Below are 14358 nucleotides of genomic sequence, written 5' to 3'. Positions count from 1 at the left end.
GCGGTCAGGTGGCTGCCCTGCGGCAGTCCAGGCAGCGGGTTCGGCCATCCCGCCTTCGAGACGGCCGAACCGAGGTCGAGCGTCTCAGCCCCGCGCGGCCAACAGGTGGTCCATGGCGAGCTGGTCCAGGCGTTCGAACGCCATCCCGCGCTCCGCGGCGGCCTTCACGTCGAAGTCCTCGTAGGCGGTGCGGTCCGCGAGGAAGTCGGCCACGGTCTCGCCCTCGCCCAGTGTCGTCAGCGCGAGTTCGTCCAGGCGTGAGGCACGCAGGGCCTCCTGTACCTCCGGGTCGGCGCGGAAGGCCGCGGCCCGCTCCTTGAGGATCAGGTAGTTGCGCATGCAGCCGGCGGCCGAGGCCCAGACGCCGTCGATGTCCTCGGTCCGCGGCGGCTTGAAGTCGAAGTGGCGGGGGCCGTCGTAGCCGCCGGTCTCCAGCAGGTCCACCAGCCAGAAGGCGGCCCTCAGGTCACCGGCCCCGAAGCGCAGGTCCTGGTCGTACTTGATGCCGTTCTGGCCGTTGAGGTCGATGTGGAAGAGCTTGCCCGCCCACAACGCCTGCGCGATGCCGTGCGGGAAGTTCAGCCCCGCCATCTGCTCGTGGCCGACCTCGGGGTTGACGCCGTACATGTCGGGCCGTTCCAGCTGCTCGATGAAGGCCAGGACGTGTCCGATGGTCGGCAGGATCATGTCGCCGCGCGGCTCGTTCGGCTTCGGCTCGATGGCGAAGCGCATGTCGTAGCCCTGCTCGACGACGTGCGCGCCGAGCACGTCGAAGGCCTCCTTCATCCGCTCCAGCGCGGTGCGGACGTCCTTGGCGGCGCCGCTCTCCGCGCCTTCGCGGCCTCCCCAGGCGACGTACGTCTTCGCGCCGAGCTCGGCGGCGAGATCGATGTTGCGGATGGTCTTGCGCAGCGCGTAGCGGCGCACGTCCCGGTCGTTGGCCGTGAAGGCGCCGTCCTTGAAGACGGGCTGGGTGAAGAGGTTCGTCGTGGCCATGGGGACGACGAGACCGGTCTCGTCCAGGGCCTTGCGGAACCGCTTGATGTGCTCTTCGCGCTCGGCGTCGGAGGAGCCGAACGGGATGAGGTCGTCGTCGTGGAACGTCACGCCGTAGACGCCGAGACCGGCGAGCCGTCGCACGGTCTCGGCGGGATCGAGGGCCTGCCGGGTGGCCTCACCGAAGGGGTCCCTTCCCTCCCAGCCGACCGTCCACAGGCCGAAGCTGAACCGGTCCTCCGGGGTGGGGGTGTAACTCATGCTGCCTCCCTGCCATTTGTCATGCCGATTGACAAATTAGTACATTGAGACGTCCCGGGGAACCCTTCATCCGCATCCCGGGTTCGAGACGAAGGACGCGAGGGCGAACAGATGGCGGCAGCCGTACCCGTGCAGGAAGGCCCCCTGGTCATCGGCGTGGACAGCTCCACGCAATCGACGAAGGCGCTGGTCGTCGATGCCGCTACCGGCGCCGTGGTCGCGCGGGGACAGGCCCCGCACACCATGAGCGGCGGGCCCACGGGCGACGGCAAGGAGAGCGACCCCGAGCAGTGGTGGGCGGCGCTGCGGGAGGCGCTCGCCCAGTGCGGACCGTACGCCTCGCGGGCCGCCGCCGTCTCCATCGCCGGCCAGCAGCACGGGCTCGTCACGCTGGACCGCTCCGGCCGCCCGGTACGTCCCGCGCTGCTGTGGAACGACGTCCGCTCCTCCCCCCAGCGCGACCGGCTCATCGGCGAGCTGGGCGGCCCCCAGGCGTGGGCGGAGAGGACCGGCAGCGTTCCCGCGCCGTCGTTCACGGTCACGAAGTGGGCCTGGCTGCGCGAGAACGAGCCGGAGGCGGTCCGCGCGACCGCGGCCGTCCGCCTCCCCCACGACTACCTGACCGAACGGCTCACCGGGCAGGGCACGACCGACCGCGGCGACGCCTCGGGCACCGGCTGGTGGGCGGCCGCCTCCGGGACGTACGACGAGGAGATCCTGGAGCACGTCGGGCTCTCCCCCGAGCTGTTGCCGCGGCTCCTGCCGCAGGGCGCGGCGGCCGGGACCGTACGGAACCTGCCCGGCCTGCCCTTGGCGCCCGGCACGCTGGTCGCGGCGGGCACCGGCGACAACATGGCGGCGGCACTCGGGCTCGGGCTGCGTCCGGGGCGGCCGGTGCTCAGCCTCGGGACCTCCGGCACGGTCTACGCCGTCACTGCCCGCAGACCCGCCGACCCGACGGGGATCGTCTCGGGGTTCGCCGATGCCCGCGACGCTTGGCTGCCGCTCGCCTGCACGCTCAACTGCACGCTGGCCGTGGACAAGATCGCCGGCCTCCTCGGCCGCGACCGCGAGGCGGTCGAGCAGGGCGGCTCGGCCGTCCTGCTCCCCTTCCTCGACGGCGAGCGCACGCCCGACCTGCCCCTGGCCTCCGGGCTGCTGTACGGGCTGCGCCACGACACGACACCCGGGCAGGTGCTCCAGGCCGCGTACGACGGCGCCGTCTTCGCCCTGCTCGCCGCCCTGGACCGGGTCCTCGACGAGGACGCCTCGCCGGACGCCCCCATCCTGCTCATCGGCGGCGGCGCCAGGGGCACGGCCTGGCGCGAGACCGTCCGCAGGCTCAGCGGCCGTCCCGTCCAGGTGCCGGAGGCCAGGGAACTGGTCGCCCTGGGAGCCGCCGCGCAGGCCGCCGGGCTGCTGCTCGGCGCCGACCCGGCGGCGGTGGCGCTCGGCTGGGCCACCGCCGAGGGCGCCCTGTACGAGCCGGTCCAGCGCGACGACGAGGCGTCGCACCGCATCAGCGAGGTCATGTCCGGGGCGGAAGGACTGCTGCGGCGTGGATGAGGCCGCCCGCGCCGTAGCCTGACACCTGGCGGTTCTCACTTCGCACCGCGGAGTCCGGGTCTCTCCACACGAGCCGCCTCCGCCACCCCCGGTGGCACGGAGCCGGAGAGACACGACGACCGGTCTAGAGGAGTCCAGGTGTCAGAGCCACCGTCCATCACCCAGCAGGAGATGCGCCGGCGCAACCTCTCGCTCGTCGCGCACGCCGTGGCTCGGCTCGGCCCGCTGTCCCGCGCTTCCGTCGCGGCCCACATCGGCTTGACGCGGGCCGCCGTGTCGACGCTCGTCGACGAGCTGATCCGCGACGGGCTGCTCGTGGAGCTGGGACCGTCGCGCCCGGGAACCGTAGGACGTCCCGGCAGCGCGCTGCAGCTCAACGACCAGGGACCGGCGGGTCTCGGGGCGGAGATCGGGGTCGATCGCCTCGCCGTGTGCGCGGTGGACCTCAGCGGGCGGGTGCGGGCGCGGGTCACGTACGAGGCCGCCAACCGGGGGCGCGAGCCGGGGCCCGTGCTGCGCGACCTCGCGAGGCTCGTCCGGAAGGTCTCCGCGGAGGCGGAGGGCCAGGGGCTACGACCGGCGGGGCTCGCCGTCGCGGTGCCCGGCCTGGTGGCGCGCGGGTCGTCGTCCGTGGTACGCGCCCCCAACCTGGGCTGGGAAGGCGTGGACCTCGCCCCCGCGCTCCCCGCTCTCCCGCTGACGGTCGACAACGAGGCCAACCACGGCGCGCTCGCCGAACTGTGGCTCGGGGCGCACGACCCTTCCCTCCGCAACTTCGTGCACGTCTCCGCGGAGATCGGCATCGGTGCGGCCATCGTCATCGACGGACGCCTGTTGCGCGGGACGCACGGCTTCACGGGGGAACTCGGCCATGTTCCGGTACGCCCCGAAGGCCCGGCGTGCGCCTGCGGCGGCCGAGGCTGCCTGGAGCGATACGCGGGCGAGGAAGCCCTGCTGCGGTCGAGCGGCGTCGATCCGGCGCGGGTCGCGGCCCTGCATCCGGGTCCGGGCGGCCGCATCGCCTTTCTGGCGGAACGCGCCCGCGAGGGCGACCAGCAGGTACGGCGTGCCCTGCGCGAGGCCGGCAAGGCACTCGGCATCGCCCTCGCCGGCGTCGTGAACCTCCTCGATCCGCAGAAGGTGATCCTCGGCGGCGGGCACTCCCCGCTGCTGCCGTGGCTGCTGCCCGCCCTGGAGCGGGAGCTGGACCGCCGGGTCATGGATCCGGGCCGCGTGGGCCAGGGCGCGGTGATCGTCTCGCGCCTGGGCTCGGACGGGCCGCTGCTCGGCGCGGCCAACTCGGTCGTGCAGGCGTGTCTCGACAATCCGGCCCGGCTCAAGGCAGGCGGCAAAGGCGCAGCAGCAGGTCCTTGACCTCCGTCGCCTCGAACCGGTCCTTGCCCAGGGACGGGTCCGAGCAGAGCAGCACCGGCCCGTCGGCGGCATCGGCGGGGAGCAGCCCGTGCGAGCCGCGTACGGCGCGGGCGCCCTGGTCGAGGCCGACGACGTTCATGAGGTAGCGCAGGCCGAGCTTCTTGCGCAGCAGCGCCACCCCGGCCCTGCGCTTGGCGGCGCCGGGGTTCGCCGGGTCGAAGAAGAGCTCGGCCGGGTCGTAGCCGGGCTTGCGGTGGATGTCGACGAGGCGGGCGAAGTCGGGTGCGCGGGCGTCGTCGAGCCAGTAGTAGTAGGTGAACCACGCCTCGGGCTCGGCGAGCAGGACCATGTCGCCGGAGCGGGGGTGGTCCAGGCCGTACGCCTTCTTCCCCGCGTCGTCGAGCACCTCGGCGACGCCGGGAAGGGCGGCGCAGAGCTCGGCGACGGCCGGCACGTCGGCGGGGTCGGCCACGTAGACGTGCGCCACCTGGTGGTCGGCGACGGCGAACGCGCGCGACGTCCACGGGTCCAGGTACTCCATGCCGGCCTGGGTGTGGACGTGCAGGAACCCCTCCGCGCGGAGCGTCCGGTTGACGTCGACCGGGCGGGAGACGTCGGTGATGCCGTACTCCGACAGCACGACGACCGTCCGGCCCGCCACCGCGGCGGTGTCCAGCAACGGCGTCAGCACTGTGTCCAGCTCGGCGGCCGCCGCGGCGGCGCGCGGGTCGGACGGGCCGTACCGTTGCAGGTCGTAGTCGAGATGCGGGATGTAGGCCAGGGTCAGGTCGGGGTCGTGCGCGGTCATGACGTGCTGGGTGGCGCGGCAGATCCAGGCCGAGGAGGCAAGGCCCGCCCCGGGGCCCCAGTAGGTGAACAGGGGGAACGTGCCCAGCTCCGCGGTGAGCTCGTCGTGCAGCTCCGGCGGGTGGGTGTAGCAGTCGGCCTCCTTGCGCCCGTCGGCGTGGTAGATCGGCCGGGGGGTGACCGTCCAGTCGACGTCGGCGCCCATCGCGTACCACCAGCACACGTTCGCCACCGTGAGGCCGGGCCGCTCGCGGCGGGCGCCCTGCCACACCTTCTCCCCGCCGACGAGCGCGTTGTGCTGCCGCCACAGCAGGACCTCGCCGAGGTCGCGGAAGTACCAGCCGTTGCCGACGACGCCATGGCCGGAGGGCGGCAGGCCGGTGAGGAACGTGGACTGGACCGAGCAGGTGACGGCGGGCAGGACGGTGCCGAGTTCGGCCTGGAAGCCGCCCTCGGCGACGGCCCGCAGCCGCGGCATGTGCGCCAGCAGCCGAGGGGTCAGCCCCACCACGTCCAGGACCAGCAGCGATGTCATGAGGTCACTCCCAGCTTGTGCAGCTCGGCACGGGCGAAGTCCAGCTCCCCGGCGATACCGGCGGCGAGCTGCTCAGGGCTCCGCGGACGCAGCGCGGGCGGCAGCACCCCCCAGGTGTAGGTCTCCACGTCGAAGTGGTCGCAGAGCGGCCGCGGCCCGCCGAGGAGCTCCGCGAGCGCCGCGCGCAGCACGGGGACGGTCGTGGCCAGCGGCGCGGCCGGCGTGACGTGGAGGGGGACGTGGTAGTGGACCCGCCACGGTCCGGGCAGCGACCGTTCGAACGCCTCGTCGAGGTCGTCGGCGGACTCCCCCGCCGGGTTGCGCGTCTGGTGCAGGAAGCGCGGCTCGGCGTACTCGCGCAGGACGTCGGGCTCGGCGGACTCCAGGGCGGCGGAGAGCTGGACCTTGACGACCGGCAGGCCGGCGCGGCCCAGCTCTTTCAGCGCGTCGGCCGGATCCTCCCAGGCGCAGGCCAGGTGGGCCAGGTCCAGGCAGACGCCGAGCCGGTCGCGGTCGACGTCGGCGAGCCGGGCCACCGCCTGGGCGGTCGTCTCCACGACGCAGCCGGGTTCGGGTTCGAACCCCACGCGTACCGGCCGCCCGGTGGCGGACTCGACGGCGGCCAGGCCGGCGGCGAGCCGGTCGAGACGGCGGGCGGCGCGGTCGGCGGTCGCGGTGTCCCACGGGTCGCGCCAGGCGAGCGGCAGCGTCGAGACCGACCCACGGGCCGCGTCGTCGGGAAGCAGGTCGGCGAGGACGAGCGCCAGGTCCAGCGTGTACGTCAGGCGGTCCCGGGTGGTCCAGTCGGGACGGTAGACGGCGTGCTTGACGACCGGGTCCTGGAAGGAGCGGTAGGGGAAGCCGTTGAGCGTGACCACCTCCAACCCCCGTGCGGACAGCTCGCGGCGCAGGCGGGCCCGCAGGGCGGGGTCGGCGGCCAGGGCGGCGGCGACGGGCGCGGCCAGCCAGAGCCCGAGCCCGAGGACGTCCGTGCCGAGGCGGGCGCGGATCGGGACCGCGTAGACGTCGAGCTGGGCAAGGATGCCGTCGAGGTCCTCGGCGGCGTGCACGTTGGTGCAGTAGGACAGGTGCAGCGGGGTTCCTCCCGCGTGGCGGAGCCGCATCAGCTGCCGCCGCGCTTGATGGAGCTGCCTTCGAAGGTTTCCCCGCCCGAGGCGGAGCCGGTCAGGTCGAGCCGTCCCGACTGGCCGTAGAACTCGACGGGGTTGCGCCACAACACCCGGTCGACGTCGTCGTCGGTGAACCCGGCCGCCAGCATGGCCCTCCCGGTCTCCAGCGTGAGCAGCGGGTCGGAGACGCCCCAGTCGGCGGCGGAGTTGACCAGCATCCGGTCGGGGCCGTACCGCCGCAGGATCTCCACCATGCGGGGCGGCGACATCTTCGTCTCGGGGTAGATGGAGAAGCCCGTCCAGCATCCGGCCTCGCGGACCATCTCGACGGTGACCTCATTGAGGTGGTCCACGGCGACCCGCTCGGGCGCGATGCCGGAGGCGGCGACGACCTCCAGCGTGCGCCGCGTGCCGGCGGCCTTGTCGCGGTGCGGGGTGTGCACGAGCGCCGGCAGGTCGTGCTCGACGGCGAGGCCGAGCTGCCGCTCGAAGGCGTCGTCCTCCTCCGGGGTCATCGAGTCGTAGCCGATCTCGCCGACCGCGACGACCCGGTCCTTGTCCAGGTAACGCGGCAGCAGGTCGAGAACGGGACGGCAGCGCGGGTCGTTGGCCTCCTTGGGGTTCAGCGCGATCGTCGCGTGGTGGACGACGCCGAACTGCGCCGCCCGGTACGGCTCCCAGCCGATCAGCGAGTCGAAGTAGTCGGTGAAGGAGCCGGGGCCGGTGCGCGGCTGGCCCAGCCAGAAGGCGGGCTCCACGACGGCCCGGACGCCGGCGGCGGCCATCCGCGCGTAGTCGTCGGTGGTGCGGGACGTCATGTGGATGTGCGGGTCGAAGATGCGCATCAGGACTCCTCGCGGGTCAGACGGTCGAGCAGGGCGGCGGCGTCGGCGGGCATCGGGCGTCCCGCGGCCGCGCGCTCGTCGGCGAACGCGGCCAGCATCTCCGCCAGCTCACGGTCGGCCCGCTCCTCCAGCCCGTCCACGGCGATCAGCGGCACGCCCATGAAGACGCACTTGAGCACCGCCTGCCGCCAGGCGGCCTGGTCGAGGTGACGGGCGTAGGGGCCGAGCGCGGCGGCCAGCAGGCGGGCGTCGTTCGTGCGGATGGCGTCGTGCAGGAGCGGCAGGCCCGCTACGCCGACGGCGAGCATCGGCAGGGCCTTGAGCGCGGCCCGCTTCTCGTCGGCGTCGCCGTGGTGGTAGAGGTCGGCGATCCCGGCCTCGGCCCGGTCCGGCGGCAGCGCGGCCAGCAGCAGCGCGCGGGTGGCCTCGTCCGCCGTCCAGCCGGGCACGCCGGGCAGCGGGGTGCGCCCGGCCCGCCGTCCGGCCTGGGCGAAGGACCGGCTGATCGTCTCGGGCCGCTCGCCCGCCTCGGCGAGCGCGGCGTCCACCCATTCCGCCCGAGAGGTCTCCCGCAGCGTCTCCCGAAGCGCGGCGCGCAGCCGCTCCGGACCTGTCATGCCGTCCTTCCTTCGTTGGAGGCCCGCTCGGCGTCGCGCAGGAACTCGATCGAACGCGCGGCCACGACGGGCGCGGCGTGGCTGTGCCGGGGCAGCTCGACCGCGACCAGGCCCCGGTAGCCCGCGTCGGCGAGCGCCCGCAGCACTGGCGGGAAGTCGATCTCCCCTTCGCCGAGCTCCAGGTGTTCGTGCACGCCGCGCCGCATGTCGTCGATCTGTACGTTGACCAGGTGCCCGGCGAGGGCGGCGACGCAGTCGGGCACCGGCTGGGGCTCGTTGCAGCGGCAGTGCCCGATGTCCAGGGTGATGCCGAAGCCGTCCGGGGAGCCGAGCGCCTGGTGCAGCGTCCGCCAGCCGGCGATCGTCTCGACGAGCATGCCCGGCTCGGGCTCGAACCCCAGCGGCACGCCGGCCCGCCGCGCGGCGTCGAGAACCCGCCCGCAGCCGTCGACCAGCCGATCCCAGGCGGTGGCCCGGTCGACGCCGGCCGGGCGTACGCCAGACCAGAACGACACCGCCTCAGCCCCGAGATCCGCGCCGACGGCGACGGCGCGGCTCAGGAAGTCCACCCGGCGGTCGCGGTCGTCGTCCAGCAGGGTCGGGGCGTGCTTGCGGCGCGGGTCGAGCAGGTAACGCGCGCCGGTCTCGACGACCACCGCCAGGCCGAGGTCGCGCAGCCGGTCGGCGACCCGCGCCACGCGCCGTGCCAGGCCGTCGGCGTACGGGTCGAGGTGGCAGTGGTCGAGCGTCAGGGCCACACCCTCGTAGCCGAGGCCGGCGATGACGTCGAGGGCGTCGGTCAGGCGGTGGTTGGCGAAGCCGTTGGTGCCGTAGCCGAATCGCGTCATGTCGCGGAGATCCTTCTGACCAGGCGCCGGGCCAGCGGGACCGCCGCCCAGAGGGCGAGCGCGAGGCGGGCCGCGCCGGCGCGCGCGGTGAGTGCCGCCTGGAGGGCGGGCAGGCTGACGATGCCCGCGCTGACCGCGTCGCGCACCCGGCCCGCGCGGGGGTCGGCGACCGCGCGGGCCTGGGAGAGCCCGAACTGCGCGGCGTACCAGGCGGCGAGGGCCGGCTGCGTGAGGCTCACGCCGGTGCGGATGGTGACGGCCGCCCGATCGGGGCTCGCGCCGCCGCGGGCGGTGACGGCGGCGAGCGCGACGGTTCCTGAGAGGGTGAGCGCGGGCAGGCGCGGACCGGTGCCCGACACCTCCGCCCGCGAGAGCGCGGTCAGCAGGTACGTGTGCGCGCCGACCGTGACCGCGGCAGGCAACGCGTCCGCGACATGCCTGGTGGAAAGGGCGGGGGCGGCGCCGAGGAGGACGTCGAGGGCACGGCAGAGCGCCATGGTCAGGGGACCGGCACGGGTGCCCTTGGCGGCGACGTCGTACCCCCAGACGGCGGCGGCCAAGGGCACGGCGACCGCCAGGGCCCGCCGGCCGCCCGCGAGCCCGGCCACGGCGAGCCCGGCAGCGGTGAGGCCCACCGCGACGCCGAGAGCCGCTCCGGCGGGCACCCGCCCTGAGGGGATGGGACGTTCCGGGCGTTCGACGGCGTCGAGACGCCGGTCGGCCCAGTCGTTGGCCGCCATTCCCGCCCAGTACAGGCAGACCGAGGCGCAGGCCAGGCCGACGGTGCGGCGGCCGAGCACCCCACCGGCGGCCGCCCCGGCGATCACGTCGCCGGGGACCGACAGCGCGGCAGGAGCCCGGACCAGGTCCAGCAGGTCTCGCGGCGCCGTCATCGCGGGGCGCTCGCGTACGCTTCGACGGCGGCCCGCAACGACTGCCACTGCTCGGCCAGCCCGTGAGGCACCTCTCCGAGGGGGTCCTTGAAGAAGAAGGCGAGTTCCGTGAGCGGGCCCGTGCGCCCGGCCCGGTGGGCGGCGGCGGTCAGCCGTGCCAGGTCCAGGATGAGCGGCGCGGCCAGGGCGGAGTCGCAGCCGTGCCAGGTGAACTCCATTCGCATGCGGGTGCCGAGGAAGCCCTCGAAGGAGATCAGGTCCCAGGCGGTCTTGAAGTCGTCGAGGTCCTCGACGAAGTCGATCCGGGTGTCACCCTGCGGGACGTAACCGAGCGTCTCGGGGAGCACGCGCTGCTTGCTGGCGGCCTTTGCCGCGTTGGCGGCCGGATCCGCCAGGTTCGCGCCGTCACCGCCGCCCAGCAGGTTGATCCCGGACCAGGTGCGCACCTTCAGGTTGCGCTGGGCGAACATCGGGGCGAGCACCGACTTGACCAGGGTCTCGCCGGTCTTGCCGTCGTGGCCGCCGTACGGGAGGGCCTTCTCGCGGGCCAGGGCGTCGAGGGCGGGCAGGCGGGCGCCGGTGGAGGGCGTGAAGTCGACGTACGGGCAGCCGGCGGACAGCGCGGCGTAGGCGGCCAGGGCACTGGGCGGGAGAACCGGGTCCGGACCGTCCAGCGCGGAACGCAGGGCGTCGAGGTCGGCGTGCGCCAGGTGCGGTGACGGCGCCGGTTCCGTGGTGGAGACGTTGATCACGACGACCCGGTCCAGGTCGTGCCCGGCGCGGAACCGGTCGAGGTCGGCGGCGATGGCGCGGGCGGTCTCGCCCTGCGTCGCGGCGACCGGCAGCGGCCGCACGTCCTGCTCGATGCCGAGCAGCGCGTCCTGCACCGCGCTCGCCAGCCCGTCCGGGACGACTCCCGCCTCGGCCAGCGCGGCCGCCTTCTTGTCCAGGGGTGTGGAGGAGATGTCGTGGCCGCCGAAGACCAGGTCCCCGATGCCGGGCAGGGCGTCATGGCGCAGTTCCGGCGTCTCCAGGACGCATCCGGTCGGCGCGGCCAGGCCGGCCCGGATCGCCAGTGCGCCGATCATGCTGGTGACCGCGACCGATCCTCGTGCCCCGATCAGCCATAATCCCGTTCTCATTGCTTTCCTCTCGCTGTTCTTCTCGCGATCGGTCAGCCGGGACGGCGGTGCCGCCGTCCCGGCGAGGCGCGCTACTCGGCCGAGAACGCGGCGTCGAAGGCTGCCGTGGGCGGGGTGATGGCGTTGAGGTCGCGGATCAGCGCCAGCGCGTCGGGCGCGCCGACCAGGCGGTCCATGCCCGCGTCCTCCCACTCGACGGAGATCGGGCCGTCGTAGCCGATCGCGTTCAGGGCCCGGAAGCAGTCCTCCCAGGGCACGTCGCCCCGGCCGGTGGAGACGAAGTCCCAGCCGCGGCGCAGGTCGGCCCAGGGCAGGTGCGACGACAGCCGGCCGCGGCGGCCGTTGCCGGTGCGCACCTTGGCGTCCTTGCAGTCGACGTGGTAGATCCGGTCGGCGAAGTCGAGGATGAAGCCCGCCGGGTCCAGCTCCTGCCACACCATGTGGGAGGGGTCCCAGTTCAGCCCGAACGCGGGCCGGTGCCCGATGGCCTCCAGCGTGCGGACGGTGGTGTGGTAGTCGTAGGCGATCTCACTCGGATGCACCTCGTGGGCGAAGCGCACGCCCACCTCGTCGTAGACGTCGAGGATCGGGTTCCACCGGTCGGCGAAGTCCTGGTACCCGGCCTCGATCATCGACGGGGGCACCGGCGGGAACATGGCCACGGTGTGCCAGATCGACGAGCCGGTGAACCCGACCACGGTCTTGACGCCCAGCTTGGCCGCCGCGCGGGCGGTGTCCTTCATCTCCTCGGCGGCGCGCCGCCGTACGCCTTCTGGCTCGCCGTCGCCCCAGATGCGGGCGGGCAGGATGCCCTTGTGCCGTTCGTCGATCGGGTTGTCGCAGACGGCCTGGCCGACGAGGTGGTTGGAGATCGTCCACACCCGCAGGTTGTGCTTGGCCAGGGTCTCCTTCCTGCGCTCGACGTAGGAGTCGTCGGCGAGGGCCTTGTCGACCTCGAAGTGGTCGCCCCAGCAGGCGATCTCCAGGCCGTCGTAGCCCCATTCCGAGGCCAGGCGGCAGACTTCCTCGAACGGCAGGTCCGCCCACTGCCCGGTGAACAGCGTGATGGGCCGGGTCATGAAACCTCCACAGGGGTGAAGCGGCTGTCGTCAGCCGCGCTCTGCTCGACGGCCGCCAGCACCCGCTGCACCTGCAGCCCGTCGTCGAACGACGGCTCGGGGTCGGTGCCGGCGGCGATCGCCTCGATGAAGTCCTTCACCTCGTGGGTGAAGGCGTGCTCGTAGCCCAGGCCGTGTCCGGGCGGCCACCAGGCGCCCGCGTACGGGTGGCCGGGCTCGGTGACCAGCACCCGCCGGAACCCGGCTTCGGCGTCGTCGAGGGTGTGGTCGTGGAACCACAGCTCGTTCATCGACTCGAAGTCGAAGGCCAGGCTGCCCAGGGATCCGTTGATCTCGATGCGCAGCGCGTTCTTGCGGCCGGTCGCGAAGCGGGTGGCCTCGAAGGAGGCCAGGCCGCCGCCGGTGAGCCGCCCGTTGAACAGCGCGGCGTCGTCGACGGTGACCGCCCCCTTGCCCGTGCCGCTGCCGGCCGACAGGCCGGACGACGCGGCGGCCAGCGGGCGTTCCTTGACGAACGTCTCGGTCATGGCGGAGACGCCGGTCAGCCGCTCGCCGGTGACGTACTGGGCGGTGTCGATGATGTGGGCGCCGATGTCGCCGAGTGCGCCCGATCCGGCCTTGTCCTTCTGCAGCCGCCATACCAGCGGGAAGTCGGGGTCGACGATCCAGTCCTGCAGGTACTGGGCTCGTACGTGCCGGATCTGTCCAAGCTTGCCCTCGGCCACGAACCGTCTGGCGAGCGCGACGGCCGGGACGCGGCGGTAGTTGAAGGCCACCATCGCCCGTACGCCCCGTCCGGCGGCGGCGCGGGCGGCGGCGGCCATCTCCTCGGCCTCGGCGACGCTGTTGGCCAGCGGCTTCTCGCAGATGACGTGCTTGCCCGCGGCCAGCGCCGCGATGGCGATCTCGGCGTGGCTGTCGCCGGGCGTGCAGATGTCGACGATCTGCACGTCGTCACGGTCGAGCACGCGCTTCCAGTCGGTCTCCGCGTGCGCCCAGCCCAGCTTCGCCGCAGCCTGCTCGGTCGCCTCGGGGTTCCTGCCGGCCAGCGCGACCATGGCGGGCCGGAGCGGCAGGTCGAAGAAGGCGTCCACGTTGCGCCAGGCCTGGGAGTGGGTGCGGCCCATGAAGGCGTACCCGACCATGCCGACGCCGGCCACCGGCCTCATGATTCGAACCCCGACGGGAGGTACTTGGCGACGTTGTCCTTGCTCACGGTCTGCGAGGCGAGCGTGATCGACTGCGGCACCTCGTTCTCCATCAGGTCGCTCATGCCCTTGCCCTGAGCGATCAGGCGGGCGAGCTTGATCGCGGAGGCGGCCATCGTCGCGGGGTAGGTGACGGTGGCCTTCAGCACGCCGGAATCGGCCTGGATGTCGCGCATCGCGTTGGCCGAGCCGGCGCCGCCGACCATGATGAACTCGTCGCGGCCGGCCTCCTTGATCGCGGCCAGCACGCCGATGCCCTGGTCGTCGTCGTGGTTCCAGATCGCGTCGATCTTCTTGTGCGCCTGGAGCAGGTTGCCGGCGACCTGCGTGCCCGACTCGACGGTGAACTTGGCGTCCTGCTTGGCGGTCACCTTGAACCCGTACATCTGCAGGGCGTCGGCGAAGCCCTTGCTGCGCTCCTGGGTCAGCGGCAGCGTGGCGATGCCCTGGATCTCCAGGATCACCGGGTTCGACACCCCCTTGTCCTTGAGCGTCTTGCCGATGAAGTGCCCGGCGGCCACGCCCATGCCGTAGTTGTCGCCGCCGATCCAGGTCCGGTACGACAGCTTGTCGGGGAAGACCCGGTCCACGTTGATCACCGGGATGCCCGCGTCCATCGCCTGCCGGGCGACTTGGTTGAGCTGCTGGCCGTCGTTGGGCAGGATCACCAGCGCGTTGACCTTGGCCTGGATCAGCGACTCCACCGCCGAGATCTGCTGGTTGATGTCGTTGGTCGGCTCGACCGCCTTCAGCGTGACGTCGGAGTACTGCTTGGCCGCCTCCTGCGCGTTCTTGCTGATGGCCGCGATCCAGCCGTGGTCGGCGGCCGGGGCCGAGAAGCCGATGACGACCTGCTCGCCCGGCTTGTCGTTGTCCGTCCCGGCCGACGCCGCCGCCTGCGGGGCGGCGGAGGAGGCCGACACGGCGGCGGGCTCGTTACTGGTGCAGGCCGCGAGGAGGGCGCCCGCGCCGAGGACGGCGCCGCTCGCGAACAGCCCTCGACGGCCGACGTTCTTGCTCATGTATTTCTCCGATGGGTGGGGCCCGGGTCAGGGAC

Annotated in this window: 13 protein-coding genes; 2 read left to right on the top strand and 11 right to left on the bottom strand. The window is 73.2% G+C overall.

The genetic code is table 11. From position 1 onward, the window contains the following. Positions 1–84: 84 nt before the first annotated feature. A complete protein-coding gene (gene xylA / locus ACIBST_RS34810; protein ID WP_397177835.1) occupies positions 85–1257 on the bottom strand; it encodes a xylose isomerase in 1173 nt (390 codons plus the stop codon). 111 nt (positions 1258–1368) lie between these two features. Between xylA and xylB the strand changes: the two genes are divergently transcribed. Both xylB and ACIBST_RS34800 read left to right on the top strand, forming a co-directional pair. Further along, complete coding sequence (gene xylB, locus ACIBST_RS34805; RefSeq protein WP_397177834.1) at positions 1369–2823, top strand: xylulokinase; 1455 nt, start codon at positions 1369–1371, stop codon at positions 2821–2823. A gap of 138 nt (positions 2824–2961) precedes the next feature. Further along, positions 2962–4197: an ROK family protein gene (locus ACIBST_RS34800; protein ID WP_397177833.1), complete on the top strand. Its 1236-nt coding sequence runs from the start codon at positions 2962–2964 to the stop codon at positions 4195–4197. Here the strand turns inward: ACIBST_RS34800 and ACIBST_RS34795 are convergent. From ACIBST_RS34795 to ACIBST_RS34750, 10 genes are all read right to left on the bottom strand, one after another. Continuing rightward, complete coding sequence (locus ACIBST_RS34795; RefSeq protein ID WP_397177832.1) at positions 4160–5539, bottom strand: nucleotide pyrophosphatase/phosphodiesterase family protein; 1380 nt, start codon at positions 5537–5539, stop codon at positions 4160–4162. The genes ACIBST_RS34800 and ACIBST_RS34795 overlap by 38 nt on opposite strands. Beyond that, entirely contained in the window at positions 5536–6663 is a 1128-nt protein-coding gene (gene eboE, locus ACIBST_RS34790) for a metabolite traffic protein EboE (RefSeq protein WP_397177831.1), read from the bottom strand. The genes ACIBST_RS34795 and eboE overlap by 4 nt, the downstream gene beginning before the upstream one ends. Then, positions 6663–7514, bottom strand: a complete 852-nt coding sequence (locus tag ACIBST_RS34785; protein WP_364419974.1) for a TatD family hydrolase — start codon at positions 7512–7514, stop codon at positions 6663–6665. Before ACIBST_RS34785 ends, eboE begins: the two co-directional genes overlap by 1 nt. Beyond that, entirely contained in the window at positions 7514–8131 is a 618-nt protein-coding gene (locus ACIBST_RS34780; protein WP_397177830.1) for an EboA domain-containing protein, read from the bottom strand. The genes ACIBST_RS34785 and ACIBST_RS34780 overlap by 1 nt, the downstream gene beginning before the upstream one ends. Continuing rightward, positions 8128–8979: a sugar phosphate isomerase/epimerase family protein gene (locus ACIBST_RS34775; RefSeq protein ID WP_397177829.1), complete on the bottom strand. Its 852-nt coding sequence runs from the start codon at positions 8977–8979 to the stop codon at positions 8128–8130. The genes ACIBST_RS34780 and ACIBST_RS34775 overlap by 4 nt, the downstream gene beginning before the upstream one ends. Continuing rightward, the gene (locus ACIBST_RS34770; RefSeq protein ID WP_397177828.1) at positions 8976–9872 is read right to left on the bottom strand and encodes an SCO3242 family prenyltransferase; all 897 of its coding nucleotides are present in this window, start codon (positions 9870–9872) and stop codon (positions 8976–8978) included. Before ACIBST_RS34770 ends, ACIBST_RS34775 begins: the two co-directional genes overlap by 4 nt. Then, complete coding sequence (locus ACIBST_RS34765; protein WP_397177827.1) at positions 9869–11014, bottom strand: inositol-3-phosphate synthase; 1146 nt, start codon at positions 11012–11014, stop codon at positions 9869–9871. Before ACIBST_RS34765 ends, ACIBST_RS34770 begins: the two co-directional genes overlap by 4 nt. 71 nt (positions 11015–11085) lie before the next feature. Further along, positions 11086–12093 (bottom strand): sugar phosphate isomerase/epimerase family protein, encoded by a 1008-nt coding sequence (locus ACIBST_RS34760; RefSeq protein ID WP_352327224.1) that lies wholly within the window; start codon positions 12091–12093, stop codon positions 11086–11088. Beyond that, the gene (locus tag ACIBST_RS34755; protein ID WP_397177826.1) at positions 12090–13262 is read right to left on the bottom strand and encodes a Gfo/Idh/MocA family protein; all 1173 of its coding nucleotides are present in this window, start codon (positions 13260–13262) and stop codon (positions 12090–12092) included. Before ACIBST_RS34755 ends, ACIBST_RS34760 begins: the two co-directional genes overlap by 4 nt. Continuing rightward, a complete protein-coding gene (locus tag ACIBST_RS34750; protein WP_397177825.1) occupies positions 13259–14323 on the bottom strand; it encodes a substrate-binding domain-containing protein in 1065 nt (354 codons plus the stop codon). The genes ACIBST_RS34755 and ACIBST_RS34750 overlap by 4 nt, the downstream gene beginning before the upstream one ends. Positions 14324–14358: the final 35 nt, after the last annotated feature.

The organism is Nonomuraea sp. NPDC049684 (assembly GCF_044465345.1).
Classification (GTDB): Bacteria; Actinomycetota; Actinomycetes; order Streptosporangiales; family Streptosporangiaceae; genus Nonomuraea.
Note: the sequence above shows the minus strand (reverse complement) of the source record. Positions and strands in the feature narration are given on the sequence as shown.

Excerpts from the sequence above, each read along its gene's own strand:
- xylA (WP_397177835.1), bottom strand. The coding sequence starts at position 1,257 with ATGAGTTACACCCCCACCCCGGAGGACCGGTTCAGCTTCGGCCTGTGG.
- xylB (WP_397177834.1), top strand. The coding sequence starts at position 1,369 with ATGGCGGCAGCCGTACCCGTGCAGGAAGGCCCCCTGGTCATCGGCGTG.
- ACIBST_RS34795 (WP_397177832.1), bottom strand. The coding sequence starts at position 5,539 with ATGACATCGCTGCTGGTCCTGGACGTGGTGGGGCTGACCCCTCGGCTG.
- eboE (WP_397177831.1), bottom strand. The coding sequence starts at position 6,663 with ATGCGGCTCCGCCACGCGGGAGGAACCCCGCTGCACCTGTCCTACTGC.
- ACIBST_RS34785 (WP_364419974.1), bottom strand. The coding sequence starts at position 7,514 with ATGCGCATCTTCGACCCGCACATCCACATGACGTCCCGCACCACCGAC.
- ACIBST_RS34780 (WP_397177830.1), bottom strand. The coding sequence starts at position 8,131 with ATGACAGGTCCGGAGCGGCTGCGCGCCGCGCTTCGGGAGACGCTGCGG.
- ACIBST_RS34775 (WP_397177829.1), bottom strand. The coding sequence starts at position 8,979 with ATGACGCGATTCGGCTACGGCACCAACGGCTTCGCCAACCACCGCCTG.
- ACIBST_RS34770 (WP_397177828.1), bottom strand. The coding sequence starts at position 9,872 with ATGACGGCGCCGCGAGACCTGCTGGACCTGGTCCGGGCTCCTGCCGCG.
- ACIBST_RS34765 (WP_397177827.1), bottom strand. The coding sequence starts at position 11,014 with ATGAGAACGGGATTATGGCTGATCGGGGCACGAGGATCGGTCGCGGTC.
- ACIBST_RS34760 (WP_352327224.1), bottom strand. The coding sequence starts at position 12,093 with ATGACCCGGCCCATCACGCTGTTCACCGGGCAGTGGGCGGACCTGCCG.
- ACIBST_RS34755 (WP_397177826.1), bottom strand. The coding sequence starts at position 13,262 with ATGAGGCCGGTGGCCGGCGTCGGCATGGTCGGGTACGCCTTCATGGGC.
- ACIBST_RS34750 (WP_397177825.1), bottom strand. The coding sequence starts at position 14,323 with ATGAGCAAGAACGTCGGCCGTCGAGGGCTGTTCGCGAGCGGCGCCGTC.